The 26,221-nt window shown below is 43.6% G+C and carries 21 protein-coding genes; 4 read left to right on the top strand and 17 right to left on the bottom strand.

The window, feature by feature from the left end:
* Position 1 precedes the first annotated feature (1 nt).
* Positions 2-571, bottom strand: coding sequence for a GNAT family N-acetyltransferase (locus tag IGI72_RS01580; protein ID WP_005227144.1), 570 nt, complete (start codon positions 569-571; stop codon positions 2-4).
* 107 nt (positions 572-678) lie between these two features.
* Between IGI72_RS01580 and IGI72_RS01575 the strand changes: the two genes are divergently transcribed.
* Together IGI72_RS01575 and IGI72_RS01570 are read left to right on the top strand one after the other, a co-directional pair.
* Positions 679-1,131, top strand: a complete 453-nt coding sequence (locus tag IGI72_RS01575) for a YueI family protein (RefSeq protein ID WP_010748630.1) — start codon at positions 679-681, stop codon at positions 1,129-1,131.
* Between the two features lie 14 nt (positions 1,132-1,145).
* Complete coding sequence (locus IGI72_RS01570) at positions 1,146-1,565, top strand: hypothetical protein (protein WP_010748629.1); 420 nt, start codon at positions 1,146-1,148, stop codon at positions 1,563-1,565.
* A 220-nt stretch (positions 1,566-1,785) separates the two neighbouring features.
* Here IGI72_RS01570 and IGI72_RS01565 read toward each other — a convergent pair whose 3' ends face one another.
* Both IGI72_RS01565 and gshAB read right to left on the bottom strand, forming a co-directional pair.
* Positions 1,786-3,393 (bottom strand): LysM peptidoglycan-binding domain-containing protein, encoded by a 1,608-nt coding sequence (locus tag IGI72_RS01565; protein WP_438752785.1) that lies wholly within the window; start codon positions 3,391-3,393, stop codon positions 1,786-1,788.
* 938 nt (positions 3,394-4,331) lie between these two features.
* Positions 4,332-6,596 (bottom strand): bifunctional glutamate--cysteine ligase GshA/glutathione synthetase GshB, encoded by a 2,265-nt coding sequence (gene gshAB / locus IGI72_RS01560; protein ID WP_074535384.1) that lies wholly within the window; start codon positions 6,594-6,596, stop codon positions 4,332-4,334.
* Positions 6,597-6,842: 246 nt separating this feature from the next.
* Here gshAB and IGI72_RS01555 point away from each other — a divergent pair, with 246 nt between their 5' ends.
* On the top strand, positions 6,843-7,211 hold the full coding sequence (locus tag IGI72_RS01555) for a BlaI/MecI/CopY family transcriptional regulator (protein ID WP_005227140.1): 369 nt from the start codon (positions 6,843-6,845) through the stop codon (positions 7,209-7,211).
* Positions 7,212-7,492: 281 nt separating this feature from the next.
* On the opposite strand, the gene ftsY is transcribed toward IGI72_RS01555, so the two are convergent.
* From ftsY to IGI72_RS01485, 14 genes are all read right to left on the bottom strand, one after another.
* Positions 7,493-8,785: a signal recognition particle-docking protein FtsY gene (ftsY, locus tag IGI72_RS01550; protein ID WP_252704811.1), complete on the bottom strand. Its 1,293-nt coding sequence runs from the start codon at positions 8,783-8,785 to the stop codon at positions 7,493-7,495.
* 1 nt (position 8,786) lies between these two features.
* A complete protein-coding gene (locus IGI72_RS01545; RefSeq protein WP_005227138.1) occupies positions 8,787-9,605 on the bottom strand; it encodes a Cof-type HAD-IIB family hydrolase in 819 nt (272 codons plus the stop codon).
* 12 nt (positions 9,606-9,617) lie between these two features.
* Positions 9,618-13,196, bottom strand: coding sequence for a chromosome segregation protein SMC (gene smc, locus IGI72_RS01540; RefSeq protein ID WP_438752782.1), 3,579 nt, complete (start codon positions 13,194-13,196; stop codon positions 9,618-9,620).
* A gap of 15 nt (positions 13,197-13,211) precedes the next feature.
* Positions 13,212-13,904, bottom strand: a complete 693-nt coding sequence (gene rnc, locus IGI72_RS01535; protein WP_005227136.1) for a ribonuclease III — start codon at positions 13,902-13,904, stop codon at positions 13,212-13,214.
* 213 nt (positions 13,905-14,117) lie between these two features.
* Positions 14,118-15,905: an oligopeptide ABC transporter substrate-binding protein gene (locus IGI72_RS01530; protein ID WP_016611487.1), complete on the bottom strand. Its 1,788-nt coding sequence runs from the start codon at positions 15,903-15,905 to the stop codon at positions 14,118-14,120.
* Between the two features lie 16 nt (positions 15,906-15,921).
* The gene (locus tag IGI72_RS01525) at positions 15,922-16,791 is read right to left on the bottom strand and encodes an ABC transporter permease (RefSeq protein WP_153883525.1); all 870 of its coding nucleotides are present in this window, start codon (positions 16,789-16,791) and stop codon (positions 15,922-15,924) included.
* Between the two features lie 63 nt (positions 16,792-16,854).
* On the bottom strand, positions 16,855-17,811 hold the full coding sequence (opp4B, locus tag IGI72_RS01520) for an oligopeptide ABC transporter permease (RefSeq protein WP_005227132.1): 957 nt from the start codon (positions 17,809-17,811) through the stop codon (positions 16,855-16,857).
* Positions 17,811-18,755, bottom strand: a complete 945-nt coding sequence (locus IGI72_RS01515; RefSeq protein WP_005227131.1) for an ABC transporter ATP-binding protein — start codon at positions 18,753-18,755, stop codon at positions 17,811-17,813. The genes opp4B and IGI72_RS01515 overlap by 1 nt, the downstream gene beginning before the upstream one ends.
* Positions 18,756-19,763 (bottom strand): ABC transporter ATP-binding protein, encoded by a 1,008-nt coding sequence (locus IGI72_RS01510; RefSeq protein WP_005227130.1) that lies wholly within the window; start codon positions 19,761-19,763, stop codon positions 18,756-18,758.
* Between the two features lie 322 nt (positions 19,764-20,085).
* Positions 20,086-20,328: an acyl carrier protein gene (gene acpP, locus IGI72_RS01505; protein ID WP_005227129.1), complete on the bottom strand. Its 243-nt coding sequence runs from the start codon at positions 20,326-20,328 to the stop codon at positions 20,086-20,088.
* A gap of 110 nt (positions 20,329-20,438) precedes the next feature.
* Positions 20,439-21,458: a phosphate acyltransferase PlsX gene (gene plsX / locus IGI72_RS01500; RefSeq protein WP_016609182.1), complete on the bottom strand. Its 1,020-nt coding sequence runs from the start codon at positions 21,456-21,458 to the stop codon at positions 20,439-20,441.
* A gap of 45 nt (positions 21,459-21,503) precedes the next feature.
* Entirely contained in the window at positions 21,504-23,534 is a 2,031-nt protein-coding gene (gene recG, locus IGI72_RS01495) for an ATP-dependent DNA helicase RecG (RefSeq protein WP_438752779.1), read from the bottom strand.
* Between the two features lie 111 nt (positions 23,535-23,645).
* The gene (locus IGI72_RS01490) at positions 23,646-25,328 is read right to left on the bottom strand and encodes a DAK2 domain-containing protein (protein ID WP_005227126.1); all 1,683 of its coding nucleotides are present in this window, start codon (positions 25,326-25,328) and stop codon (positions 23,646-23,648) included.
* A 46-nt stretch (positions 25,329-25,374) separates the two neighbouring features.
* Positions 25,375-25,737, bottom strand: a complete 363-nt coding sequence (locus IGI72_RS01485; protein ID WP_005227125.1) for an Asp23/Gls24 family envelope stress response protein — start codon at positions 25,735-25,737, stop codon at positions 25,375-25,377.
* A 266-nt stretch (positions 25,738-26,003) separates the two neighbouring features.
* Between IGI72_RS01485 and rpmB the strand changes: the two genes are divergently transcribed.
* Entirely contained in the window at positions 26,004-26,192 is a 189-nt protein-coding gene (gene rpmB / locus IGI72_RS01480; RefSeq protein WP_003128045.1) for a 50S ribosomal protein L28, read from the top strand.
* Positions 26,193-26,221 lie beyond the last annotated feature (29 nt).

The following is a 26,221-nucleotide window of genomic DNA, read 5'->3' as shown; positions in this document are numbered from 1 at the left end:
TTTACATGATACGTTTTTTCCATTCCTCCAGGGTGATGCCACGCGTGACTTCATCGATGATTTCTTCACCCGATTTGCGGGCAGCTGGGATCGTTGCTTCCAATTTCATCCCAATTTTCTCCATGACCCGTCCAGACTTGGGATTTCGGGCATCATGTCGAGCAAAAATTCGAATCAATTCGAGTGTTTCAAAACCGAAATGCAGCAGTGCCATTGCCGCTTCTGGCATAATCCCTTGCCCCCAATAATCGCGACTCAATGTATAACCGAGCTCAGCGATCTCTTTTTCTGATTCTACCCGCAAATCGATGGTCCCGATCATTTTTCCTGAGTCTTTTTCTTCGATCGCAAATTTTCCTAAGGGTGCAGCAACAAAATACTCGGCGATGCGTAGTTTTGTTTCTTCAACCGACCCATGTCTAGCAAAGACGAAGGTCGTCGTTTCTTCATCATTTGCATAGGCAAACATGTCCGCTGCATCCGCCAAGGAAACAGGACGCAAGAGCAGCCTCGGTGTCTCCAACCGTTGATTTTCTGCTAACAATAGCAAATGTCGTTCTTTTGTTGTCATAGGATCCCTACTTTCTGTCAATACTCTCTCACGATCGCACCCCTCTTTTGCTATTTGCTGGATATGCTATAATAAGCATAAGTAAACGCTTTGAGGAGGATACTTCAATGTCAGACGAATTAGAAAAACGCCTTGATACAGGAATGTATGGGACGCCTCGCGTCAACCCAGATGAACAGCGCAAGTATTTAGGCACGTTTCGTGAACGGTGTTATCTTAGTATGACAGTAACAGAAATGAAGAAGAAGGACAACCAGAAAACGCTCTTGAACGCCTTACCAGATTATCAAGGAGCGCTCGTGCTGCTTAATGGAAAATTGCCAGAATCGATCCAGACCGATTACATCACTTTACTGACCAAGCAACAGATGGAATTTCGGATCGTCTCCGATGCCCAAGATGCCGGTCCAGACAGTATCGGCTTGCTGATTGCTGGGAAAGAAGCCGTCAATGAAGACGTCATCGATATCGAAAAAAAATTCCCTGCAGCTGCCGCTCCATCGGATAAAGAGCAGGAACAACCAGAGAAAACGTCATTTTGGAAACGTCTTTTCCATTAAAAGGAGGAACTATCATGGAACAATCAACACCGCCCTACCTTTCATTAAAGAAAGAACTGCTTGATGCTTTGGATCTGCATATCGATTTGTTAAAAACGGCACCCACGATCGAATCCAGCCATCTAGATGGCGTATTGTTCATGATGCGCAGCTTGGGTTTTATGCTGGATCGCGCTCCGAAAGTACTCCTTCTGGAGGATAAGAATGAAATGAACTTTATGATGTTTCAATATTATAGCCTCCTGTCGGAACTGAAGTACAATCTGGTTTTAAACTTTCCCTACGCCTCGATTCAAGGCGTACCGTTATTGACCTTGATCCAACGTTTTCCTACCACGTATGAAAAAGAAATGAAACAATGGTGGGAAGCCCGAACGGGTCTCAAGGTGGAAGAAACAAAACAAACGATTGAGATCGCTGCTTTTGAAGGATAAGAAGATAAAGAAAGGCTCACGATACCTCCTGCAGATAAAAAGTACTGGATATAATAGATTGCTAATGAAGCGAACCATAAAGCAGGACGATAACGTATCTCTCATGATTTCTTCAAATAAAAACCAGTCAGAGGCAGTTTCTGACTGGTTTTTATTAGTTTTAAGTTGTATTCTTCTTAATTTATATGAAACATCAAAGAATCAACTTAACTTTTTTTATTTAGTAAAAATCAACTGTAAAACCAATTGGATCTCCATTTGCATTTAGCGCTGGCCGAATAACAAAGCCTGTAAACTCTAAAAACTTCCCTTCAGCCCATAAAGAATATGCACTTGCACTCGCTTCTGCACTAGTAGCTGCAAAAATGCCGCTATTACCCAGATTGACTGGAGTATTCACATCTGTTTCGCCAGAGCCATCTTCTCCGCCATCTACATCTGTACCGCCACCATCGGTTCCGTTATCGCCACCGTCTACGTCTGTACCGCCACCGTCGGTCTCATTATCGCCGCTATCTACATCTGTACCACCACCATCGGTTCCATTATCGCCGCCGTCTACATCTGTACCACCACCATCGGTTCCGTTATCGCCGCCGTCTACGTCTGTACCACCGCCGTCGGTTCCGTTATCGCCGCCAGTTCCATGGCTTGATGTACCAAACTCAATGTAAATGTAATCACCTTCTGGATAAACAGCGTAGCCCTTGACTACATCAGGGTAATTCTCACGCAGCCATGCGGAGGCTTCTGTTGTGTTTAAGAATGGACCGACCCGCAGTTGTCTATAATATGAATTTTCATAGACAACGGTAATCGTAATTTCACGATCAATTGCTCCACCGTTATCTTTATTACCAACACCAAATTCAATATAGATATAATCACCTACAAAATGAACTTCATGCCCCTTAACTACTTCTGGATAATTTTCATGCTTCCAAGCAGTAGCTTCCTCGTTACTTAGGAATGGTCCGACACGTAGACGAGTATAATATGAATTCTCATAGACAACTTCAACTACAATTTCACGGTCAGTCGCGCCTCCATTATCAGGTGTCGGAATATTGAACTCAATATAGATATAGTTTCCTTCTAGATAGATTTGTAGGTCTGAAACTAAGCCAACATAGTTTTCAAGCAGCCATGCCGCCACTTCATCGGTAGTTAAGAATGGTCCGACACGGAGGCGTGTAATTTCTTCATTTTCTGCAACGACTGTCACTTCAAACTCTCGATCAACTGGTGGATTAGTGGAACCATTATCTCCACCTGAACCATTATCCGTTGCTGGTGGTGTTGGCTTTGTGGAGTCCTCTCCTGATCCATTATCTGTTGCAGGCGGCGTTGGTTTTGTTGATCCGTCTCCTGATCCGTTATCTGTTGCTGGAGGTGTCGGTTTTGTAGAGACATTTGATCCATTATTACTGTTTCCAGGATTTGTATTGCTTCCTCCCCCAATTGGTTTGGTCGGATCAATTTTGTCAGTATCTTGAATCACTGCTTGACTAATCGTATTACCCTCTGCATCCTTTAGAGAAACCACATTTCCATCAAACACTAATTTGTTGCCAGCATAAATCAAGTCAATATTGTAAATATTATTCCATTGTGCTAGACGTTCGATCGTAATATTTGTCGCTTTACTGATGGCGCTAAGTGTATCACCCCAAACAATCGTATATTCATTCCCAGTAATATCAGCTTTGATTTGTTCGGGTGTTCTGGCAACCCATACGCTTGCGGAAATAGGGGATGCTGTTTCTTCTGATGCTGAAACTTGATTTGATAACGCACCAGCCGTAAAAATTGTTGCTAGTAATGCCAACGTTTTAACAATCTTACCATTAAATTTTTTCATTCCGTACTCTCCTTTTTTGTAATGCTATTATATTCAACTTATTACACACCATAACCTGATTAAAATTTCAGGATGGATCTGTATAATAAATTTAGTATACTTATCTACTCAGAAGGGCTCTTGTGAATCATAGCCCGTTGAAAGACAGAAAAGAGCGGCTAAAGAAAAAGTGATTCCTCGGTTAGAAGCACTAAAACCATTGATTTAAGCCTACGAAAAAAGCCTGCACACTGAATGAAGAACCGACAAAGCACTGTCAAACATTCGCAGGGATCGGAAAAAATCATCCATATCCTTTGTGTACCTATAAGATGCTGCCAAAGGACCGTTCCACAAATTCTTAAAGCAATGCGCCTATGTTTAGGAGTCACCCATCGAACCACAATCAGTTTCGGCTATAATACCTGCCTTACTTCCAAATAACTTGAACATTGAGTATCGATTCAACTCCGTTTCCGATGATGAACTTTCATTTTTGATTCAATTGAAAACAATCTTTGCACTTCTTTTGTCACTAACAAAGATAAGAGAACCCGTCTGCCTTTGCCGCTTTTTTGATGCCAACCATTTTGTTATATGTAAAAGCATAGTTGAAAGACAATATCTATGTTCATATCTTTTTTATACATGCTGACCTAATTTAGCGGCTCTCCAAAAAACGATAGTTATTTAATCGTGTATAAAAAAACTAGAACTTCCTCTCTTTAGATTACCAAAAATACAATTATTTTTCCAGTATTCATATTAAAATAAATATTTTTTGATAAATAAAGACAAAAAAACGAGGGAATTAACTATTGTGCTAACTGTCAGATCAGGAATCAAACAACGATATAAAAAAAACTGCACACTTTGAAAGGAACTCTCCTTCCAAAGTGTGCAGTTCTTTGCTTTTTGTACTTCCATCAGCTCTCGAAGACTTCAGGGAACAACAGGCGTAAAACAGACATAGTTAAGCGTCGGCCTTTCCCGCTGTATGGATAAACGTGCATATGCATCGCTGGGTTGAAATTGGCTTCAATGATTCCATAAGCCCCCGGTTCATTGGCTGGCTTGGTTTTATCTGGAATAATCAGATCGATTCCGCTGATAGATGCTTGTAATGCGGCTACCGCATCGACTGCTACTTGTTTGTAATCATCGTTGAAGTCATCCGTCACATCGATAGAATCACCGCCAGTACTGATATTCGAGTTTTCTCGCAAATAAACGATCTGCCCCTCTTCGGGTACTGAATCCACTTGATACCCTTGCTCTTTTAACATCAGTTGTTCCAGTTCCCCTAATTGGATCAGCTCTAATGGGGTCCGATGATGGGTGCCGCGCAATGGATCGAGATTTTTCTCTGCGACGAGTTCCGTGATCGTGCGCTTGCCGTCACCCACGACATTGGCAGGGATACGTAGTAAAATCGCATCGACTCGCCCATCGATCACGAAGAACCGATATTCCGTCCCTGACAAAAAAGTCTCAACGAGGATCGAATCATCTTCCGCAAAGGCAATGGCGACCGCCGCTTGATAATCCGCTAAAGAGGCACCTTCTTTGAAAATCGAGATACCGATCCCATAGTTGGTGGTTTTCGGTTTTACCACAAACCCGCTGTGGGCAATCTGAGGATAAAACGCGATCGCTTCTTCTGCCGAAGCGAACTCAGCGCCACTTGGTACATGAAAGCCATTTTCGGCTAAGATTTTTTTAGTGACCGTTTTATTCGCCATGATCAATGGGACGATGTACTGATCCTTACTGGTCATATTGGCATTTTTAACATATTCGATGTGGTCTTTCACGGCTAATTTCAAGAATTGATCCGTTTCATCCAGTACCGTCACTTCGATTCCTTTTTGGATCGCATCGAACAAGAGAATTTGGGTCGACAATTCCATTGCTCGAAAGCCAGCTAATTGATACGGTTTTTCCCAAGCAGCTTGATGATACTTTTGTCCCAGCACTGTTGCTGTCTGGGCTTGACTGGTTGCTTGACTTGCTGAGAAAAGACGTCCCGCGAAGGTTCTTTCTGGTTCAGCCAGCATTTCTGAGAGCTGATCCAAAAATGGTGGATGCGGCAGCTCAAGGGCTTGGGCAAAGTCCATCATTTCAGTAATCAGCGCTTGCGCTTCTTGCTGATAAGTCAAAGGTGCAAGCGGATGTTCTAATGCGACCTGATCATTTCTCTGATTGCCCTCTTCGATCCACGCATCCGCATCGCTGCCTTCTTCTTTTGTACTTAAAAACAATAAGAAGAAATGCAAGAATGCGACTTGCTCTTTGGAAATCCCATAGCGGGCAAAGGGATCGATGTCAATATTTCTTAACTCAATATAACGGATACCCGCTGAGGCTAAATCTGCGACCCGTTTTCCCCCACGTAGACGCACTGGCGCATAAAATTCTTTTTCTTCTGAAAGCTTTCCCGTCTCCACTAATTTGGCAATATCTGCAAGATAGGTCTCTAACGAAGCGTAAGATACCTTGACGTCTTCGTGATTCGTGTACCCATAGCGGCTATTGCGAATACTACGGACTGGTTCTTGCGGTCCGTTTTCTGTCGTAAAATAATTGGCTTCTGAAGCAGGAGTCGCCCCAAAGAAATACGTCAAAAACCAGCGATAGTGCAAATAATTGCGAGTTACTTTCAAATAAAGTGCCGTTTTAAACGTCTGGAAGCTTTCCTTCGTTTCAGACAAAGCATACAGCTGCTGCAAAAAGTCTTCCGCAAATTCGAAATTGAAATGAATCCCACTGACCATTTGCTTGCGGCGACCATATGTTTTGGCTAAATAGCGGCGGTAGAGCACATCTTCAAATTGGTCTAATTTAGCAATGACGATGTCTTCTTCTTTTTCTGGTAAAGCCGGTGGCATACTCAATGGCCAGAGCATTTCTTCTGCTGACATCGAACGATACGCCACATCATGAATAGCCCCTAAAAAACGGAACAATTCATCCACGGAATCAGCGACGGGCGTAATCAGTTCCAGTTGGTTTTCGGAAAAATCCGTTTGGATATACGGATGGAAGCGCCGATTGCCTAACGTTTTAGGATGATCGGTACCTGCAAACGTCCCATCGAGCCGCACCCGCTGCGCTTCACGCTCAATCCCGTAGCGTCCTTTCAATAAATAGGGAAAAAGCTCTTTATGTGATAACAATGTTTTTATTTTCATTCGACTGCCCTCTATGTTCTTCTACTAAATTTTTTCTCAAATGCTATTTCTTTCCATCTATTATAGTGAAAACTGGTGAAAAAAGCAGAAATTTGCTCCTCACTTGTAATATCTCTTACTAAAATTACCAAGAATTTATAAAATACTTGAATAAATTTGATATTTACCTTCAAAATAAAGTATACTGCTTATAGAACAGTAAATTATTATGTCCATATTACTCTTTTTTGAAAGGAAGAATAGTGAATGAAGCCACTTAATCTTACCAAACGCGAACGTCAAATCATGAATATCTTTTGGAATTCAGACAAACCTCTTTCTGCAAATGACATTGCTGTCCAACAGCAAGATCTAAGCAAGAATACCATTCAAGCAGTCGTACGTAAACTAAAAAACCACGACTTATTGAAAGTAGCGGATATCGGCTACAGCGGTACTGTTTTGACTCGGTTGTATTCTCCGAATGTGACCCAAGAAGACTTCTTAGCAGCAGAATTGTCTGATCAATCTTTATTGAATTTGATTACGAACTTTATCGAAACCAATAAAGATATCGATACATTGAACAACTTGGAAAAAATGATCACTGAGCGCCAAGGGGAACTTAAGAAATAATCTTTCCCTACCGTTGAACTCGTTGTATTCTGCCTGATACTTCCCAAAGTTTTTAGACAGTGCAGAAGAAAACGAAGTCTTCAAACTGCTTTTCCTGGTTTTTGGCAAAGTCGTGCATCGCTGTACCCACATTTGCCACGCCAAGTGTTCTCAGCTTTACGTCACAAGTCAAGCTCGTGGAAAGAGACGACGACCCGTTTTCTCTTCCCTTTGATCTCACAAAAGCAACAATAAAGGAGAGCCATGTGTAGGTGTATCACCTAACACAGGGCTCTGTTTTTTTATTCTTTGATCAAGCCTTTGAATAAGCCAACGACAAATTCATTTGGATCAAATGGTTCTAAATCATTGATGCCTTCTCCGAGTCCCACTAATTTGACGGGCAGCCGCAGCTCGTTACGGATCGCCAAGACGATCCCCCCTTTGGCTGTTCCATCAAGTTTGGTTAAGACGAGACCAGAAACATCCGTCGTTTCTTTAAATTGTTTTGCTTGATTCATCGCGTTTTGACCTGTTGTTGCATCCAACACGAGCAGGACTTCATGAGGGGCCGTTGGGTCCACTCGTTGAATGATCCGTTTGATTTTTTCTAGTTCGTTCATCAAATTGACTTTGTTTTGCAAACGACCCGCTGTATCTACTAATAAAACGTCAGCATTTTCTCGTTTTGCGCGCTCCATCGCATCAAACACGACTGCTGCTGGATCGCCTCCTGCATTGCCACGAACGACTTCAACACCAGCCCGTTCACCCCAGACCACTAATTGATCGATGGCACCGGCACGGAAAGTATCCGCTGCAGCCAATAAGACTTTCTTGCCTTCGGCTTTGAATTGGTGGGCTAATTTCCCGATACTGGTGGTTTTTCCAACACCGTTCACGCCAACAAATAAAATGACGGTCAACCCCGACTGCATATTCAACTCGTTGACTTCACCGACACCTGCTTCCCCATATAAGTCAACCAATTTTTCGATGATGACATTTTGGACATCTGCCGTTTTCTTCACATTACGTAGTTTGACTTCTTGTCTCAATGCATCCGCGATCTTCATCGCCGCATCAAAGCCGACGTCTGCGCCGATCAGCGTTTCTTCCACTTCTTCGAAGAAGTCTTCGTCCACCGTACGGAAGTTGGCAAACAATTCGTTCATCCGTTGCCCAAAGGTTTTCCGTGATTTCGTCAATCCTTTGGTGTATTTATCCTGCACACTTTCCGTTTCTGGCGCTGGTTGAAGGATTGGTTCAGAAGCTGGTACTTCCTCTGATGGTATATTCTTAGCCACTTCTTCTGGAATACTTGGTGCCTCTTCTCCTTTATTCGCTGTCGTTGCTTCTTGCTGCGGGGACACTTCAGCAGTTTCTTGCTCTGCCTCCAAATCACTGGAGTCGGCGGCTTCTGCAGGTGCCACTGGTTCTGAAGCGCCTTGTTCAGCAGGAGTTTGTGCTGGCTGGCTTTCTTCTGAACGCTGTGCCTCTGGTGAGTCAGCATCGACTAACGGTTTGTCGGTTTCTTGCTCTGCTTCTTTGGTTTCTCCAATCAGCGCTTTTTTGATTTTGTCAAAAAATCCCATCTTACGCACCTCCTTTTAAGACATATTCTTCAATCACTGCTGCCACACCGTCTTCTTGGTTTGAAACGGTGACAACGTCAGCTGCCTCTTTAATGATTGGCACGGCATTGGCCATCGCTACGCCAATCCCTGCATAGCGAATCATCGGCAAGTCATTTTCTTCATCACCGATCGCCATCACTTCTTCTTGCTTGATCCCTAAATCTTGCGCCAATAGGCTGATACCATAAGCTTTGGTGATTCCTTTAGGCATAAATTCCAACAGGTTATTCCGGCTTTTGATGATTTCATATTTCTCGCGGATCTCTGAGGAAATCTCAGGGATCTTAGGATCCAAGACTTCCTGATGGTAGGCGATCACCGCTTTATTATAGAGCATCGATTCATCAAGATCAGCTACGGCAAAAGGACGACAATCCAATAAAGGATTTAACGAGCCATAAATCGATGGATGCGCTGCTGAAGTGGGTAAACTCAAGACGATCTCTTCGGATACCACGTCTAGAGGCAAATTCAAGTCTTCCGCTACTGAAACCAATTCATGGATATCTGCCAGCTGCATCGCTGCTTTTTCAATAATCTCGCCAGTCTCATTTTTTTGAACCAAACCGCCGTTAAAGGTGATACTATAGTCGCCGGGTTCTTTCAGCGATAATTCTTCTAAGTACGGACGGATCGCCCGTAATGGACGTCCCGTACAAATGACGATTTTTACGCCTTGTGCTTTGGCACGAGCAAGTACCTCTTTGTTGCGAGGAGTCACTTCTTTTTTGTCATTCAATAACGTTCCGTCTAAATCGATCGCAATCAGTTTAATCATATCATTCCTCCTCTATGCTTGATCTGCTGCAAAACTACCGCCTTCACGCACTTCTTCTAAGCGCACGGACACGGTCTTCGACACTCCAGATTCTTGCATGGTCACACCATACAACACATCTGCTGCCTCCATCGTTCCTTTACGGTGAGTTACGACGATAAACTGTGTATCATTTTGGAAAGCACTCAAGTAATGACCGAAACGAGAGACATTGGCTTCATCCAATGCTGCTTCCACTTCGTCAAGCACACAAAACGGTACTGGACGAACTTGAATAATGGAAAACAATAACGCAATCGCAGTCAGTGCCCGTTCGCCCCCTGATAGCAAGCTGAGGTTTTGCAATTTCTTGCCCGGTGGTTGGGCTTCGATCTCGATCCCAGTGTTCAATAAATCTTTCGGATCTGTTAAGACTAATTCCGCATGACCGCCGCCAAACATATTAGGAAATACTTGTTTGAATTGCAAACGGATCGCATCGAAGACTTCGCCGAAACGGGTTTTGACTTCTTCATCCATTTCAGACATCGTATCAAATAGCTGTGCTTTAGCCGACAGCAGATCGTCTCGCTGACTCGTCAAGAACAAATGCCGTTGATTGACTTGCTCATATTGTTCGATCGCATTTAAATTGACTGGACCAATTTGCTCGATCGCTTGTTTTAGTTCCTGAATGTCGACTTTGGCTTGTTCTGCATCCTCGATATCAGGGAAATCTTGCGCTGCCTTTTCAAAGGTGAGATTGTATTCTTCTTGTAAATACAACAAACGATTATCCATCACCAATTCTGCGCGATTTTTTTCGATCTCAACTTCGGTTTTTTCTGACAGCTTTTCTTTTTGCGTTAAGTTTTCAGCACTCAAAGCTTCGTCTAATGCGCCGATTTCTTGTTGAACGACTTGACGTTGTTCACGAATCACCGTCAATTCCGCTGTTACCTGCTGCTTGGTTTTTGTGAAGGCTTCAATTCGCTGAAGAATGCTTTCTTCTGAAAACTCATGATCGCTGACGTTGCTTGTCAAGGCAGCTAACTGCCGTTCTAAAGAGAGTTGACGCGCTTCGTTTTCTTCTAATGCTTGATTCGTAGCGGCAATTTTTTGCTGCAAATGCGCCACTTGTTCTTTTTGAACTGCGAAAGCTGCCTGCAAGCGCGCACTTTCTTGTGCTAAGGTTTGGCGTTTTTCCTCGATCAAGTCTTCTTCGGCATTCATTTGATGAATATCTTGGTCGATTTTCGCCAATTGCGCTGCAATATTCTTTTGCTGTTCTTCCAAGCTCGTCTTCTTCTCATCATATTCCTCAAAGAAGGCTTGCACTTCGCGATGTTCAAAATCAAACACTTGCTGCTCTTGCTTCAAGCGGCTCAGGTCATTCTCAAGATTTTGTAAGCGGCTTTGCAGCTCATGCTCCGTCATGCGAGCCTGTTCTCCTTGCGTCCGCAATTCTTCTAATGCTGCTTGTGCTTCTTTGGTCGCTGCTTCAAAATGCTGGACTTGCTTTTCCGTTTTTAAAAGCCGCTCATCCAGTTGCGCCGCTTGTGCCGTCAATTGTTGCAGCTCGTTGCTTTGGCTAAACAAACTACCGGCATTTTTCTTCGTTGCGCCACCCGTCATGGAACCGCCAGCATTCATGACATCCCCTTCTAAGGAAACGACCCGATAGCTATAGTTCAATGCCCGTGCTAACGCATTGGCACTTTGCAAGTCTTCGGCAATCAAGATACTGCCTAACAAGTTATCCGTAATCGTTTGGACGTGTTCGGGCGACTGGACCAATTCGCTGGCAACGCCGATAAATCCAGACACTTGCTTGGCTTGATTGCGGGCATAATCTGGCAAATGACGGGCTTTGATGGTCGTCAGCGGTAGGAAGGTTGCACGACCCCCTCGATTTTCTTTCAAATACGTGATGGCTGCTCGCGCATCCCGCTCATTTTCAACGACGACATGCTGTGCAGCGGCGCCTAATGCGGTCTCGATCGCCACGGTATAGTCTTGCGGCACATCGATCAACTCCGCTACTGCGCCAACGATACCGCTGATCTGCTGTTTGTTTTTCAAAATCAAGCGAACGCCTTGATAAAAGCCGCTATAATTTTCTTGAATGTCTTGCAGACTGCGCTGTTTCGCTCGTACCTGCTGCACTTGACTCATTAACTGATACATTTTCTTTTGTTCTTCATCAAAGCGTTTTTTGTTGGTCTGAGCTTTTTCTTGAAGATGGATGTATTGCTTGCGTTGTTCTTCTAAAATCGCTTTAGCCTGCGTCAGCTGCTCTTCCACGATTTGCGCTTCCGTCGTCTTTTCTTTCAACGACGTATTCATTTGCGTCTGCTTGCTTAGCGCCGTTTGATTTTTCGCGGCTTCTTGTTGGTATTGACGCTCCAAGTATTTCAATTCGTTTCCAATCGTTGCCTGCTCCTGCATGGCTTCAACATATTGGCTACGCAACTCTTCAATGATTTCTTTTGCTGAACGTTGGTACTTTTCCTGCTCTTGCTGACACGCCAGCATCGCTGCTTCAACTTCCTGCACACTACGATTCTTTTGTGAAAGCAAGCCGATCAGTTCCGTTTTTTCTTCATTTAAAAGTGTGACCCGCTCTGTGACTTCCTCTAAAGTTTCTTGGTATTCGGCAGAGCTTTTTTGCGTATGCTTTGAACGTTCATCCAAGACTTCTTTTTGCCCTTCGGCTTGCTTCAGTCCTTCGGTGACCTCTAAAAGCTGCTGATTCAAACGCTCCAACGTTTCATCAAAAGCAGTACGTTGTTGCCGCAAAGAATGTAACGACAGTTCCCCTTGGTTGATTTTTTCGGAAATCTGCGCCAGTTCTTGGTTAAAGGTACTCAGTTGAGCTTTGGCTGTCTCCCACGCTTCTTTTGCTTTCGTGATCTCTAAGACCGCATAGGCCACATCGACCGTCGTCAATTTTTCTTTTAACGCTAAAAAGCGGTTGGCTGCTTCACTTTGGGCTGCCAGAGGCACCAACTGATCTTCTAGTTCATAAATGATATCTTGTAGACGGCTTAAATTGTCTTCAGTTTCAAACAATTTTTGCTCGGCTTTCTTTTTCCGCTGTTTGTATTTCAATACCCCCGCCGCTTCTTCAAAAATCCCACGACGGTCTTCTGGTTTGCTGCTGAAAATTGCTTCTACCTTGCCTTGGGAAATGATCGAAAATGATTCTTTCCCCAACCCAGAGTCCATAAACAGCTCTTGGATATCCTTTAAGCGGCAAGCTTGTTTATTTAAGAAAAAGTCGCTTTCGCCGGTTCTTCTCAAGCGGCGAGTCACGCTGATCTCACTGTAATCCATCGGCAAGTAATGATCGCTATTGTCTAAAACGATCGTCACTTCCGCTATATTTAGCGCTCTGCGGGTGTCAGAACCTGCAAAAATAACATCAGGCATTTTTCCACCACGTAGATTTTTGGCAGATTGTTCTCCTAAAACCCAACGAATCGCTTCGGTAATATTGCTCTTGCCGCTGCCATTTGGTCCGACGACTGCAGTCACTCGATGTTCGAAATCAATGACTGTGCGGTCGGCAAAGGATTTAAAGCCGGCAATCTCTATTCGTTTTAAATACACTCCGCCAGTCCTCTCTTACTGTTCAAGATCCGCCAAGGCATTCGCAGCGGCGTCCTGTTCTGATAATTTCTTCGATTTTCCTTGTCCTTTTCCGATCAAGGTATCATCGCAATAGACTTCCGTCCAAAAAATCCGTTCATGGGCGGGACCTGCTTCTTTGATCAAACGATAATTGATGGAAACATCGCCGCCACGCTGCAAAACTTCTTGCAAGCGGGTCTTGTGATCCATCTCATGGGAAAAAGCACCTGCTTTTACTTTTGGAAAAACAACTTTCGTCAAAAAGCCGCTGACACTTTCCAGTCCTTGATCCAAGTATAACGCACCTAAAAAGGCTTCAAATAGATCACAAAGCAAAGAAGGTCGTTTACGACCGCCAGAGTTTTCTTCCCCTTTGCCTAGACGAATGTATTCATCGAATCGGCAATCTTTGGCAAACATGGATAAACTGTCTTCGCGAACGATTGCCGCCCGTAGCTTCGTCAGCTTACCTTCGGGCAGATCTGGCAATTCACGATACAAATACCGTGAAACGATCAACTCTAAGACAGCATCGCCCAAAAACTCTAAACGTTCGTTATCTGACAAGTGCAAGTTGCGGTGCTCATTCACATAAGATGAATGCGTAAACGCTTGTTCAAGCAGATCTACATCATGGAACACAATATCAAACTTTTCTTTTAGTTCTTTCGTTAATTGTGTATTCATTTGTCACATTCCTTCATTAGTTTATCGACACTTCCCTATTATACTGGTTTTTGCCGAATTATGAAATGTTTCCTCCAAATTCTTGGAAAGACTGTAATAAAATTTTATTTACTTAATCTTCTCCTGTATAAAAAAGCCTGTTTTCCTCAGATACCCGCAAAAAAACAGAAAAAAAAGACGTCCTGGAAAGGACGTCTTTTCATCGATCATTGATTAACGAGATTCAGCTGTAACTGAAATTGTTGCCCAAGGATTGTAATTCACATCATAAGCCCATGTGAAGTCTTTGACGCGATTTGATACAGGTAACACCGCACTACGGTAAAGTGTTGGGATAACAAACGCTTCATCAGCAGCATATTCTTGCCATGCATCAAATGCTTCTTTACGTTTTGCTTCGTCAAACGAATCTTTTGAATCGATTGCTTCTAGCAATTTCGTATTTTCTTCTGATTCAAAACGAGTGTAGTTGAACGCAGAGTTAGGTCCATACAAGCCCATTGGTGATGGGTCATAACCAGTATTCCATGCACCTTGGTAAACATCAATCTCAGGATCATCATTTTCCAATTTGTCATAGAATGCTTGGAAGTCGATCAAGCGACCTGTTGTGTATTGTACATCAAGTCCGATTTCATTCCATTGTTGGATGTAGTAATCTGCTAATGGTTGTGCTGTTTCGCCACCTGACATTGAAGCAAAGTTAATGGTTAATTTCTCACCATTTTTGTCTTCACGCATACCGTCGCCATCGACATCTTTGTAGCCAGCATCATCAAGTAATTGATTTGCTTTGTCGATGTTTAAAGTATAACCTTCAACATCTGTATTGTGTAATGAGCCAAATACTGGTGGGATCAATGTCGTTGCATTTGTACGCAAGCCATTGTAGAAACGGCTTCCGACAGCATCATTATCTAATGCATAACCCATTGCTTGACGCAATGACTTGTCAGCCATTTTTGAATCAGGATTGTATTCAACTTTTCCTTCATCGGCATTCCATTTACCTAATTTGAAACCTAAATAAGTGTAAGCAGTATCTGTTCGGCCTAAGATTTGATAACCGTCAGTATCTTTATAAGTAGGATACGTATCTGTCGGCATTGATAAAGCCATATCATATTGTTTTGCGTTCATCGCTTCAACAATAGATGAAGTTGGAACTGCTTTAAATGATAATTTATCTAGTTTTGGCTTATCTCCATAATAGTATTCGTTTGGAACGTACTCTACGGATTCACCAGCTACGATATTTGACATTACATAAGGTCCGAAGACGATTGGATTTTTACGAACTTGATCGCTTGATTCCATATCTTTGACTTCGATTCCTTCAAAGGCGTGTTTTGGTAATGCTGAAGCCCAAATACCACCACCTGCTTGCATCATACCAGGGTGAACTTCTTTGTATTGAATTTTAACGACTTTGTCACTTTCTTTGGTGATACCAGAAATAGTATCAGCTTTACCATCATGGTAATCTTCCATACCAACAATGTTAGTAAAGTTACTATCATAACGAATACCAGTATAATCTTTGTTACCAATTACTTCGTAAGTGAAGATGATATCATCTGCCGTAACATCTTCGCCATCAGACCATTTCAGGTTGTCGCGTAAAGTAATTGTTGCTGCGTTGTTGTCTTCATCTAGCTCAAGGTTTGCAGCCCCGCCGTCAACAATTTTGAAATCAGCGTCATTGACGAATAAACTTTCATTACTTGGCAACATAAATTGTGCATCATAGTTATCTTGATAAAATTCTGTTTGGAACAACCCTTGGAATTGCGTATCCATCACTACTGCAACATCCAAAGTACCACCTTCGATTGCCTCTGCATCATTGCTAACTTCGATTGGGAAGTTGCTTACATCTTCCGTATCGTTTGCTGCATTGCTGCCGCCACCAGAAGAATCGGTTCCGCCGCCGTTGCTGCCACAAGCTGCCAATGCTAACACTGACAAAAGAGTGACCATACCAAAAATATTTTTCTTCATCCTGTATCCTCCTTGTTTATCCTAGTCGTTGACGCGCATCCGCTGAACGCTTAAATGCTTGACCAACGTAATTGATACTCAACATCAAGACTAAAATTAGAATTGATGCGGGTAACCAGATCCACTGTCTGTTGACCAGCACATCACCGCTGCTGGCATATCCGATCAGTGTTCCCAAACTTGGAACATTGGTCGGCAGACCAAAGCCTAAGAATGTTAGTGTCGTTTCAATACCGATATTCGCTGCAAAGTTCATTGTTAAGTTGGTGATGATCAATGAGCTAAGGTTCGGCATGATTTCGCGGAACATGATGACAAAGTCATTGGTTCCGAGGGTTTTCGATGCACTAACATAGTCGCGACGGCCTTCTGAAAGGGTCTTACTTCGGAAGAGCCTTGCTTTTCCGACCCAGTAAAAGGCACTCATGACCCATATAAAGGTCCAAACGTTGTAACGAGGTACGATCGATACGATAACGATAATGATCAACATGATCGGCAAAATCATAACGAAGTCAACGATACGCATCAAAATGTTATCAATGATGCCACCATAGTAACCTGAGATGATCCCTAGTCCGACCCCAACGATCGACGTAATGATCGTGATTGAAAAACCAATCAAGATTGAGTTACGCGCACCGATGATCAATTGTCCCCAAACATCACGGCCACCTTCATCCGCCCCTAAAAGGTAGGTGCCGCCGTTTGGCGAAATCGCGCCGGGTACAGCGTATTTATCAAGGATGCTGACACGCATCACTTGTGATTGGTCGATAACTGCTGAGCCGATAAACACGAACAACAAAACTGCGACTAACAACACTAATGAAAAGATCGCCATTTTATCTTTTAAGAATTCGCGAAAAATCATTTTTAATCCCATAGGCGGGATGCTCTCTTGTTTTAGTACTTTTTCTTTCTTTTCAGACACATTTATCCCCTCCTATTACTGGATTCTGATTCTTGGATCGACAATACTCATGATGATATCTGATAGCAGCGTACCGATCAAGGTCGCTAGTCCTAAGATCAATGTCAGTGAAGTGATCACGGCATAGTCCCGTTGGACGATACTATCGATAAACAGTTTTCCGACACCTGGGTAAGCGAAGATTTTCTCAATAACCACAGAACCTGCGATCAATGAAGTGATCTCGTAGCCCATTTGTGATGCGATCGGCAACGATGCATTACGGAAAACGTGACGTGAGAAGACTTTATTCGTTGGTACCCCTTTTGAACGAGCGGTACGAACGAAATCCAATGATTTCGAATCAATGACTTCACTTCGCAAGTATTGGATCGTCACTGCTGTTCCTAATAATGCAGAAGTGATCGCCGGTAATAGTAGGTGATACAAGCGACTCCAAAACTCAGCCATGCCGCTGACCCCCGGTGCAACGGAACCACCCGTTGGGAACCAAGCCAATCGGTAACCGAAGATGAACAATGCGATCAACGCAAAGATAAACAACGGTACGGCGAAACTGAAGAAGTTGTAAACAACGACGACTTTATCAAGCAATGAATTTTGGTAACGTCCTGCCCACATCCCTAAAGGAATGGCAATCACGTAAGTCAAAATGACCGTCAATAAAGATAACCACAATGTATTGCTGATACGTCCTGCTAATAACGTTGAAACAGGTAATTTAAAGATGAAACTTTGACCAAAGTCCCCTTTTAAGGCATTTCCGATCCAACGGAAATACTGGGTATACCATGGGTCATTCAAACCAGCGGCTTCACGCATCCGCTCAATAACAGCTGGATCTTGGTTTGGATTGATCAAACCGGTAAATGGATCCCCAGGCATTGCTTGTGCGATCAAGAAAATCAAGATACTCAAAATAATGACTTGCGGGATCATCAACAACAAACGACGTAGAATTGTTTTCCACATTATTCAGCACCCCCGTTTTTCAATGCGACTTGGTGCGACTCGGTGATTTTACGCAAGTCATACACTCTGCCAGTTTCGTCGTAGTAATCTTTTTGATGGGTCACATATTCCAACTCGACCTTGCGGCGGTTTTCTTTGTGAGCATCGCGATTTTTTACGTCGATTTGAGGAATCGCTGATAATAAACGTTTTGTATAGATGTGACGCGGGTCTTGATAGATGTCTTCCCGTGTCCCGATCTCAACGAAGCGGCCTTTGTACATGATGGCGATATTGTCACACATGTGTTTTACGACCCCTAAGTCATGAGAGATAAATAAGAAACTTAAGCCAAATTCTTGCTGGATCCGTTTCATAAAGTTCAGTACCTGCGCTTGCACGGATAAGTCAAGGGCTGAAACCGGCTCATCGGCGACGATCAGTTTTGGATTGGATGCTACCGCGCGGGCAACCCCTAACCGCTGACGTTGGCCACCAGAGAACTCGTGAGGATATTTGTATAGGGCATCTTCTGGCATCCCAACGATATCCAGAAGGCTTTTCACGCGTTTTTTCTCTTCTTGATCGCTTAAGCGTTCAAAGTTGCGTAATGGTTCGGCGATAATGTCTACCACGCGTTTTTTAGGATTCAAGCTGGACATTGAATCTTGGAAAATCATTTGGACATCTTTGTTGTAGTTCATTTTCTTGCGGACAGAACGTTTGGTCACGTCTTGCCCGTCATAAATGATTTCGCCACTGGTGATTTTTTCTAATCCAACGATGGCTTTCCCCGTCGTGGATTTACCAGAACCAGACTCACCAACCAATCCGTAGGTTTTTCCTTTTTCTATGATGAAGTCCACACCGTCAACGGCATACACATGGTCTGTGACGCGGTTGAAAAATCCGCTGCGAATAGGATAGTGGACTTTCAGATCTTTAATTGTAATTAATTCTGTCATCTACACTTCTCCTTCTTCGTCTCTAAAATGAAAATGCTTGTAGCATGTGCAACGGACCAAATGATCAGGTGCTACTTCATGCAAGACTGGGTTTGCTTCGTGGTCGCTTTCAGGAATCCAAGGAATCCGTGCGGCAAACCGACAACCCGTCCGCGGCATATTTTTCAATGACGGAACTACGCCTTCGATCACGTGCAGTTCACTGTCTTGTGAATTTTCTTGAGGGATCGAGTTAAGCAATGAGCGGGTGTATGGATGTTTCGGATTGGCAAACAACTCTTCGGCTGTTGCGACTTCCACAAACTGACCCCCGTACATCACGGCTACTCGGTCGGCCATCTCTGCTACGACACCTAAATCGTGGGTGATCAAAATGATCCCCGTCTGTGTTTCTTCTTGCAAATCTTTTAGTAGATCAAGGATCTGTGCTTGGATCGTCACATCCAACGCGGTCGTTGGTTCATCGGCAATAATGATTGGTGGTTTACAAGCAATCGCGATCGCAATGATGACCCGCTGACGCATCCCACCAGACAATTCATGAGGGTATTGACGTCCTACTCGCGGCGGATTGGGAATCCCCACTTGTTCTAATAATTCTAATGCTCGTGCTTGACGCTGTTCGGCGGTCATATCTGTATGGTAGGATAACCCTTCTTTGATTTGATCTTCGATCCGCATCAAAGGATTCAGTGCAGACAATGGATCTTGGAAAATCATCCCAATATCATTTCCGCGAATTTTGTTGTACAGCGTTTCGTTTAAGTTTGACAAGTTTAAATCTTTATATAAGATTTCTCCGGTGATTTTCGTGTTGTTTGGGTCATGCAGCCCCATGATCGTTGTAGCTAACGTACTCTTGCCGCAACCAGATTCTCCTACGATCGCTAAGATCTCATTGCGATCCAGTGTAAAAGAAATACCATCTACTGCGTCATAGTAATCGTCTTTAATACGAAAACCTGTGTGAAGGTTTTGAACATCTAGTAATTGATTATCTCTGGACAATCGAATACCCCTCTCTACTTTCTAAGATGTCTTGCAATTTAATGTAAAAAAGAAGGAACATGCATTTCATTTCCAAAAGCTTTCTTAACATTGTATAATATATTCTTAATAATTATATAGAAATGCTAACAATAATGCAAGTCCCAGAAAAGTTAATACACTGAATTTTCAGAAAATTTACATTACGCTTTCAACGCCGTCATGTCAGGTTTAACGATCGTTTTTTAGATTTTGATTTTAAAGAAAAGCCGCCCAAATCACAGCGGATCAATTATGAGAAAGAAAGAGCTAAGTCATCTAGGACTTAGCTCTTATGTCTGTCTTAAGCAAGATGGCTTGAAATATAATCAACCGCTCCACCGACTGTTTCGATCTGCTCGGCATCTTCATCAGAAATCTCGGTACCAAATTCATCTTCTAGTTCAAGGACGAATTCCATCACACTGATCGAATCAGCGTTCAAGTCGTCTTTAATGCTCATCGTATCCGTTACGTTCTCTGCGTCAATTTCAAAATGATTGGCGATCACGACCGCAACTTTCTTGAATACTTCATCTCGTGTCAACTGGCTTCACCTCCACGCGTTTGCACAAAACATAGAATGGCTAACAAACATTGTACTGCTTTCTATGCTTTTTGTCTAGATATTTTTGCAATTTCATTACAATCATTGCATTATGATTGCGTTTCGTCTTTGTCAGTCGGCATTTCTTCAAAATGGGCGACCAATTGTGCCACGACATCTGTCGCTAACATCGTATGGATCTGCTTGATGGTGTACGCCACCGCTTCTGGTCCTGTCGCACCATGGGTTTTGATGACTGGTGCTTTCAAACCAAACAATACGGCACCGCCGTGTTTCGCATAATCCATTTCATTTTTCACTTTCCGCAACGCATCTTTTAATAATAATGCGCCTAATTTCCCTTTGGCACCAGAATCGAGAATCGATTGTTTCAACAGCGCCATCAAATTCAAGGCGGTTCCTTCGATCGATTTCAAAACAGCATTTCCAGTAAAGCCATCTGTCACGACGACGTCAGCTGCACCATCCAATAATTCCCGAGCCTCGACATTGCCGATAAAGTGGATCGTCGGGTCTTGCGAAAGCAGTTCAAAGGCTTTTTTCGTTAATTCACTGCCTTTGGTTTCTTCCGTTCCGTTATTTAACAAGCCGACCCGTGGTCGATTGATCCCGCGAACTTTTTGGGCATAAAAGGACCCTAAGACGGCATAGTTTGCCAAATGTTCTGGTTTATTGTCGGCATTGGCACCTAGATCCAGCATGTCAAAGCCAGCATCTTTGCCGATCACTGGCATCGTGGACATCAATCCGGGACGGTCGATCCCTTTGATCCGACCGACGATAAACAAACCAGCCGCTAATAAGGCCCCAGTATTTCCAGCTGAAAAAATCGCATCTGCCTCACCATTTTTGACCGCTTGTGCTGCCAAGACCATTGAGGCGGTTTTTTTTCGTCTGATCGCTTTGACAGGTTCATCATCACTATTGATTTTTTCATCCGTGTGGATAATGGTGACATTTTTATCATCCGTCATGTATTTTTTGATTTCATTTTCTTTTCCGTAAAGGAGGAATTCAATCTCTGGAAAGTCTTTTTTTGCCAGCATGACTCCTTCTACGATCGCTTTTGGGGCGTTGTCTCCGCCCATTGCATCAACAGCAATCCGCATCTCGCTGCCACTCCCTTCATTTTCCCAATCAGTATAGCATATTCTTTAATCAAAAAATTGTTTGTCTGCTTTTTTTGCTGCTAAATAGTTCGCCAATGCCGAAAATTCTGGCAACAGCTGCCAGCCATTTTTTTGCCAAAGCTGGGCAGCTTCGACTTGTGCCACTTCTAGAATATGGGCATCTGCGACCAAATCGGCAGCCGCAAACTCTGGCAAGCCCGATTGTCGATTGCCGAAGACTTCTCCTGGTCCTCGCAACTGCAAATCTTTTTCGCTGACTACAAAGCCGTTGGTGGTTTCTGTCATGATCTTCATTCGCTCGACCCCTATCTCATTCTTCGGGTTTGCGATCAATATACAGTAAGAAGCATCGGCACCGCGCCCTACCCGTCCACGCAATTGATGAAGCTGGGCTAACCCGAAGCGATCGGCGTCAATGATCAGCATCACTGTCGCATTGGGGACATTGACTCCTACTTCGATGACCGTCGTGGAAACCAAGATCTGCAGTTGATTTTCTTTGAAAGCTTCCATGATGCTGTCTTTTTCTTGATTCTTCATTTTCCCATGCAGCATTCCCACTTGATAAGTAGGAGAAAAGTAACTTTGCAGCTGCTCATAAATCTCCGTGGCATTCTTGACATCCAGCATTTCGGATTCTTCGATCAAAGGACAGATGACATACATCTGATGCCCATGTGCCAATTCTTTTTGCGCCCACTCTAAGATCGATTCAAACTGCGGCGGACGGACCCAGCGAGTCTCTACAGGAATCCGTCCTGCTGGCATTTCATCGATCACCGAAACATCCATTTCGCCATAAACCGTGATCGCTAACGTACGAGGGATCGGTGTGGCGGTCATAAAGAGCACATCAGGCAGATAGCCTTTTTCCCGTAAGACTTTTCGCTGATTGACTCCAAAACGGTGTTGTTCATCGGTGATGACTAAGCCAAGATGTGCAAAGTCCACGCCTTCTTGAATCAGCGCATGGGTCCCAACGATGATGTCGATCTCCCCGGCTGCTAATTGTTCTAAGATGACTCGCCGTTCTTTTGGTTTGGTCGAGCCTGTCAAAAGAGCGGTGGTCACTTCTAAGGGGTCAAAGAGCTGATTCAAGCTTTCTAGGTGCTGCTGGGCCAAAATCTCAGTCGGCACCATCAGCGCGCCCTGAAAGCCAGCCGTCATCGTGGCATAAAGGGCGATCGCCGCCACGACTGTTTTCCCGCTTCCTACATCTCCTTGCAAGAGTCGCTGCATGTGCTGCGGACTTTTCAGGTCATGGCAGATTTCATTGGTCACGCGCTTTTGCGCATTCGTCAATTCAAAGGGCAGTTTACGAGTAAACTCTTTCAAGCGTTGCACATCATAATCGATCGCCAAGCCGTTTTTCTCGGCTTTTTCGCTTTTCTTCAGTCCTTGGATCTGCATTTGGAACAAAAAGAACTCTTCAAAAATCACCCGACGCTTCGCTTGATGACTCTCTTGGGGATCTTTAGGAAAGTGCATCGCAAACATCGCGGATTTCCGATCCAACAAGCGATATTTTTCAATCAATGACAAAGGCAAGATCTCTGTGATCTGATCACCAAAATCAAGGAATGCCTGTTTGATCAGTTCGATCAACACACTTTGACGCACGGCTTTATTGACATGATAAATGGGGGCAAAGTCTTCTGCGCTCTTGCTGCCGAGAATTTTCATCCCCGTCAGTCCTTTGCGTTTGGCGTCCCATTTGCCATAGACGGCGATCTCTTCTGAAACCTCTACTTTATCCTTCAAATAAGGCTGATTGAAAAAGGAGACATTAAAGACATCGTGGTCTTGCATCATGCGAAATTGCAACCGACTTTTCTTATAGCCAAAGCGATTGACGACCGGCGGGGAAACGACGATCCCCTTGATCGTTACTTTTTCTTGGTCTTGAATCTCCGCTAATTGCCGTTCTTGAATGTCTTCATAACGAAACGGATAATACTTCAGCAGGTCTTCAATGGTTTCGATCCCTAAACTCGCCAAGTCTTGGGCGCGTTTTTCTCCGACACCCTTTAATACCGTAAGTGGCTGATTCAGCATAGGTACCCTCCTTTTCCAAAGTAATTTTATTTATTGCAGAGATTCCTGCATTCATAGAAAAAGACGGAGCCAAAAATCATCTACGATTTTTGCCCCCGCCGCCTAATTTGTTTATTCTGCTGAGAAAAGATACGGATAAACTGGCTGATCGCCTTGATGGATCTCTACTTCGATCTCAGGATGCAGCTCAACGATCGCTTCTTCAATTTTCGCTGCTTCTTTGGCTTTGCCTTCTTCACCGATAATGATGGTGACGATCTCAGTATCTTCTGTGATCATTTTTTCTAAGGTAGTCATGGAAGCAGAGAAACGATCAGGAACAGAAACAACGATTTTGCCGTCGACCATTCCTAAGAAGTCGCCTTCTGTAATTTCGATGCCATCAATTGATGTATTACGGATCGCATGAGTCACTGATCCGCTGACAACACTTGCTAAGACATCGGTCATAGCTTGCTGATTTTCAGCTAGTGTGGATTGCTCGTGGAATGCCAGCATCGCTGTCATCCCTTGTGAGATCGTCCGTGTTTCAACAACCGCTACTGGAATCTCGGAAACTTCCGCTGCTTGCTGTGCAGCCATAAAGATGTTTTTGTTATTTGGTAGAACGATCACTTGGTCGGCATTAACTTCATTGATCGCCAACAAAATGTCTTCCGTACTTGGGTTCATCGTTTGGCCGCCACTGATGACATATGAAGCACCCAGGCTAGTGAACAATTCTTTCAAGCCTTCGCCAGCCGCGATCGCGATGATCGCAAATGGTGTCCGTGGACGTTTCACTGGTGCAGGTTTTGCACCTTGCTGGTCGTGTTCCAAAATCGTTTCATGCTGAAGACGCATGTTGTCAACTTTGATTTTCACCAATGAGCCGAATTTTTGACCATAATTCATGACTTCGCCAGGATGTTCCGTATGGACATGGACTTTGATGATCTCATCGTCGTTGACCACTAATAAGGAATCCCCTAACTCATTTAAGTAATTACGGAATGTTTCATAATCAAATTCACTATCTACAGTCGGACCTTCACCGATCTTCACCATGATTTCTGTACAGTAACCAAAGGTGATATCTTCTGTCGCTAAGTGTCCTTGAACGCTGCGATGATGTTCGGCATTGACCATTTCATCCATAGCCGCTGGGGAAGGTTCGAAGATTTCATCGGCTGGGTATTCACCCGTCAACGCATTTAAGAAGCCTTCATAAATGAACAACAATCCTTGACCGCCGCTATCTACCACGCCGACTTCTTTTAAGACGGGCAATAGATCTGGGGTTTTCGCCAATGAACGTTTTGCACCGTGAACCACGGCTTTCATCACTTCGATACAATCATCGGTAGTTTGTGCTTTTTTCTCGCCATATTCAGCTGCGATGCGTGCCACAGTCAAGATGGTTCCTTCCACAGGTTTCATGACTGCTTTATAGGCGGTTTCTACTCCATGAGTAAAGGCTTGAGCCAATTCTGGTGCAGTGAGTGTTTCTGCGGTCGGGATAGCTTTAGAAAAACCGCGGAATAATTGAGATAAAATGACGCCAGAATTCCCACGTGCGCCCATCAATAGTCCTTTTGAAAGTGTAGCGGCAAGATCGCCGACGTTTTCTGAAGTCGCATCTGCGACCGCTTTTGCTCCACTGGTCATGGATAGATTCATGTTTGTCCCAGTGTCTCCATCTGGAACAGGAAACACATTCAATGAGTTGACAAACTCTGCATTAACTTGTAGACGAGCCGCGCCTGCCTGCACCATTTCTTGAAACTGACTTGCGCTGATATTCGTTACCTTCACTTAGATAGTCCTCCTTAAAATCATCCGCCATGAACGGATCCCTTGCCTAATCTGGCAGTACACGTACGCCTTGAACAAATACATTTACCGAGTTCGCAGATACACCTAGCATCGTTTCTAAGTTGTATTTCACTTTTTCCTGCACGTTGCGGGAAACTTCGGAAATTTTTGTTCCATAGCTGACGATCGTGTATACATCCACTGCAATGCCGTTTTCTTCTTGGCGGACAACGACACCGCGAGAATAATTTTCTTTTCGTAAAATTTCATTGATGTTATCTTTGATTTGTTTCTTGCTAGCCATACCAACAATGCCGAACACATCTGTTGCTGCGCCTCCGACCACTGTTGCAATGACTTCATTGCTGATTTCAATAATACCTGATGAGGTTTGAATTTTTACAGCCATTTTATAGCCTCCTTCAATGGGCATGACCCATCTTTCTTCTTACATATTTTATCATAGCTGTACCGCAAATAAAAGGATGAGACATATGAAAAGGGGCTTTCTGACCAAACGTCTTGCATTTCGACCTTGTTTAATTTACAATGTTTACCGGGAAAAGTCAATGTTTCTTGAAAATTACTCTTGCTTTTTTCACCTTTCTGTGATAAATTCAGATGGTATGAGCTGAAATAGCGCTCCAACATCAAGGCAAAGGAGGAAATAACCACATGGCTAAAGTTTGTTACTTTACTGGACGTAAAACTACAAGTGGAAACAATCGTTCTCACGCAATGAATGCGACAAAACGTACTGTGAAACCTAACTTGCAAAAAGTTCGCGTTATGATTGACGGAAAACCTAAAAAAGTTTGGGTGTCAACTCGTGCTTTGAAATCTGGAAAAGTTGAGCGCGTATAATTAGACCTTTTCGGCCGTTCGTTTTGAAC

This window comes from Enterococcus sp. DIV1059_2, from assembly GCF_051713685.1.
In the GTDB taxonomy this organism is placed as follows: Bacteria; Bacillota; Bacilli; order Lactobacillales; family Enterococcaceae; genus Enterococcus_D; species Enterococcus_D casseliflavus.
Note: the sequence above shows the minus strand (reverse complement) of the source record. Positions and strands in the feature narration are given on the sequence as shown.

Coding starts and splice junctions, on each gene's coding strand:
- IGI72_RS01580 (WP_005227144.1), bottom strand. CDS start 571: ATGACAACAAAAGAACGACATTTGCTATTGTTAGCAGAAAATCAACGG.
- IGI72_RS01575 (WP_010748630.1), top strand. CDS start 679: ATGTCAGACGAATTAGAAAAACGCCTTGATACAGGAATGTATGGGACG.
- IGI72_RS01570 (WP_010748629.1), top strand. CDS start 1,146: ATGGAACAATCAACACCGCCCTACCTTTCATTAAAGAAAGAACTGCTT.
- gshAB (WP_074535384.1), bottom strand. CDS start 6,596: ATGAAAATAAAAACATTGTTATCACATAAAGAGCTTTTTCCCTATTTA.
- IGI72_RS01555 (WP_005227140.1), top strand. CDS start 6,843: ATGAAGCCACTTAATCTTACCAAACGCGAACGTCAAATCATGAATATC.
- ftsY (WP_252704811.1), bottom strand. CDS start 8,785: ATGGGATTTTTTGACAAAATCAAAAAAGCGCTGATTGGAGAAACCAAA.
- IGI72_RS01545 (WP_005227138.1), bottom strand. CDS start 9,605: ATGATTAAACTGATTGCGATCGATTTAGACGGAACGTTATTGAATGAC.
- rnc (WP_005227136.1), bottom strand. CDS start 13,904: ATGAATACACAATTAACGAAAGAACTAAAAGAAAAGTTTGATATTGTG.
- IGI72_RS01530 (WP_016611487.1), bottom strand. CDS start 15,905: ATGAAGAAAAATATTTTTGGTATGGTCACTCTTTTGTCAGTGTTAGCA.
- IGI72_RS01525 (WP_153883525.1), bottom strand. CDS start 16,791: ATGGGATTAAAAATGATTTTTCGCGAATTCTTAAAAGATAAAATGGCG.
- opp4B (WP_005227132.1), bottom strand. CDS start 17,811: ATGTGGAAAACAATTCTACGTCGTTTGTTGTTGATGATCCCGCAAGTC.
- IGI72_RS01515 (WP_005227131.1), bottom strand. CDS start 18,755: ATGACAGAATTAATTACAATTAAAGATCTGAAAGTCCACTATCCTATT.
- plsX (WP_016609182.1), bottom strand. CDS start 21,458: ATGCGGATTGCTGTTGATGCAATGGGCGGAGACAACGCCCCAAAAGCG.
- recG (WP_438752779.1), bottom strand. CDS start 23,534: ATGCTGAATCAGCCACTTACGGTATTAAAGGGTGTCGGAGAAAAACGC.
- IGI72_RS01485 (WP_005227125.1), bottom strand. CDS start 25,737: ATGGCTGTAAAAATTCAAACCTCATCAGGTATTATTGAAATCAGCAAT.
- rpmB (WP_003128045.1), top strand. CDS start 26,004: ATGGCTAAAGTTTGTTACTTTACTGGACGTAAAACTACAAGTGGAAAC.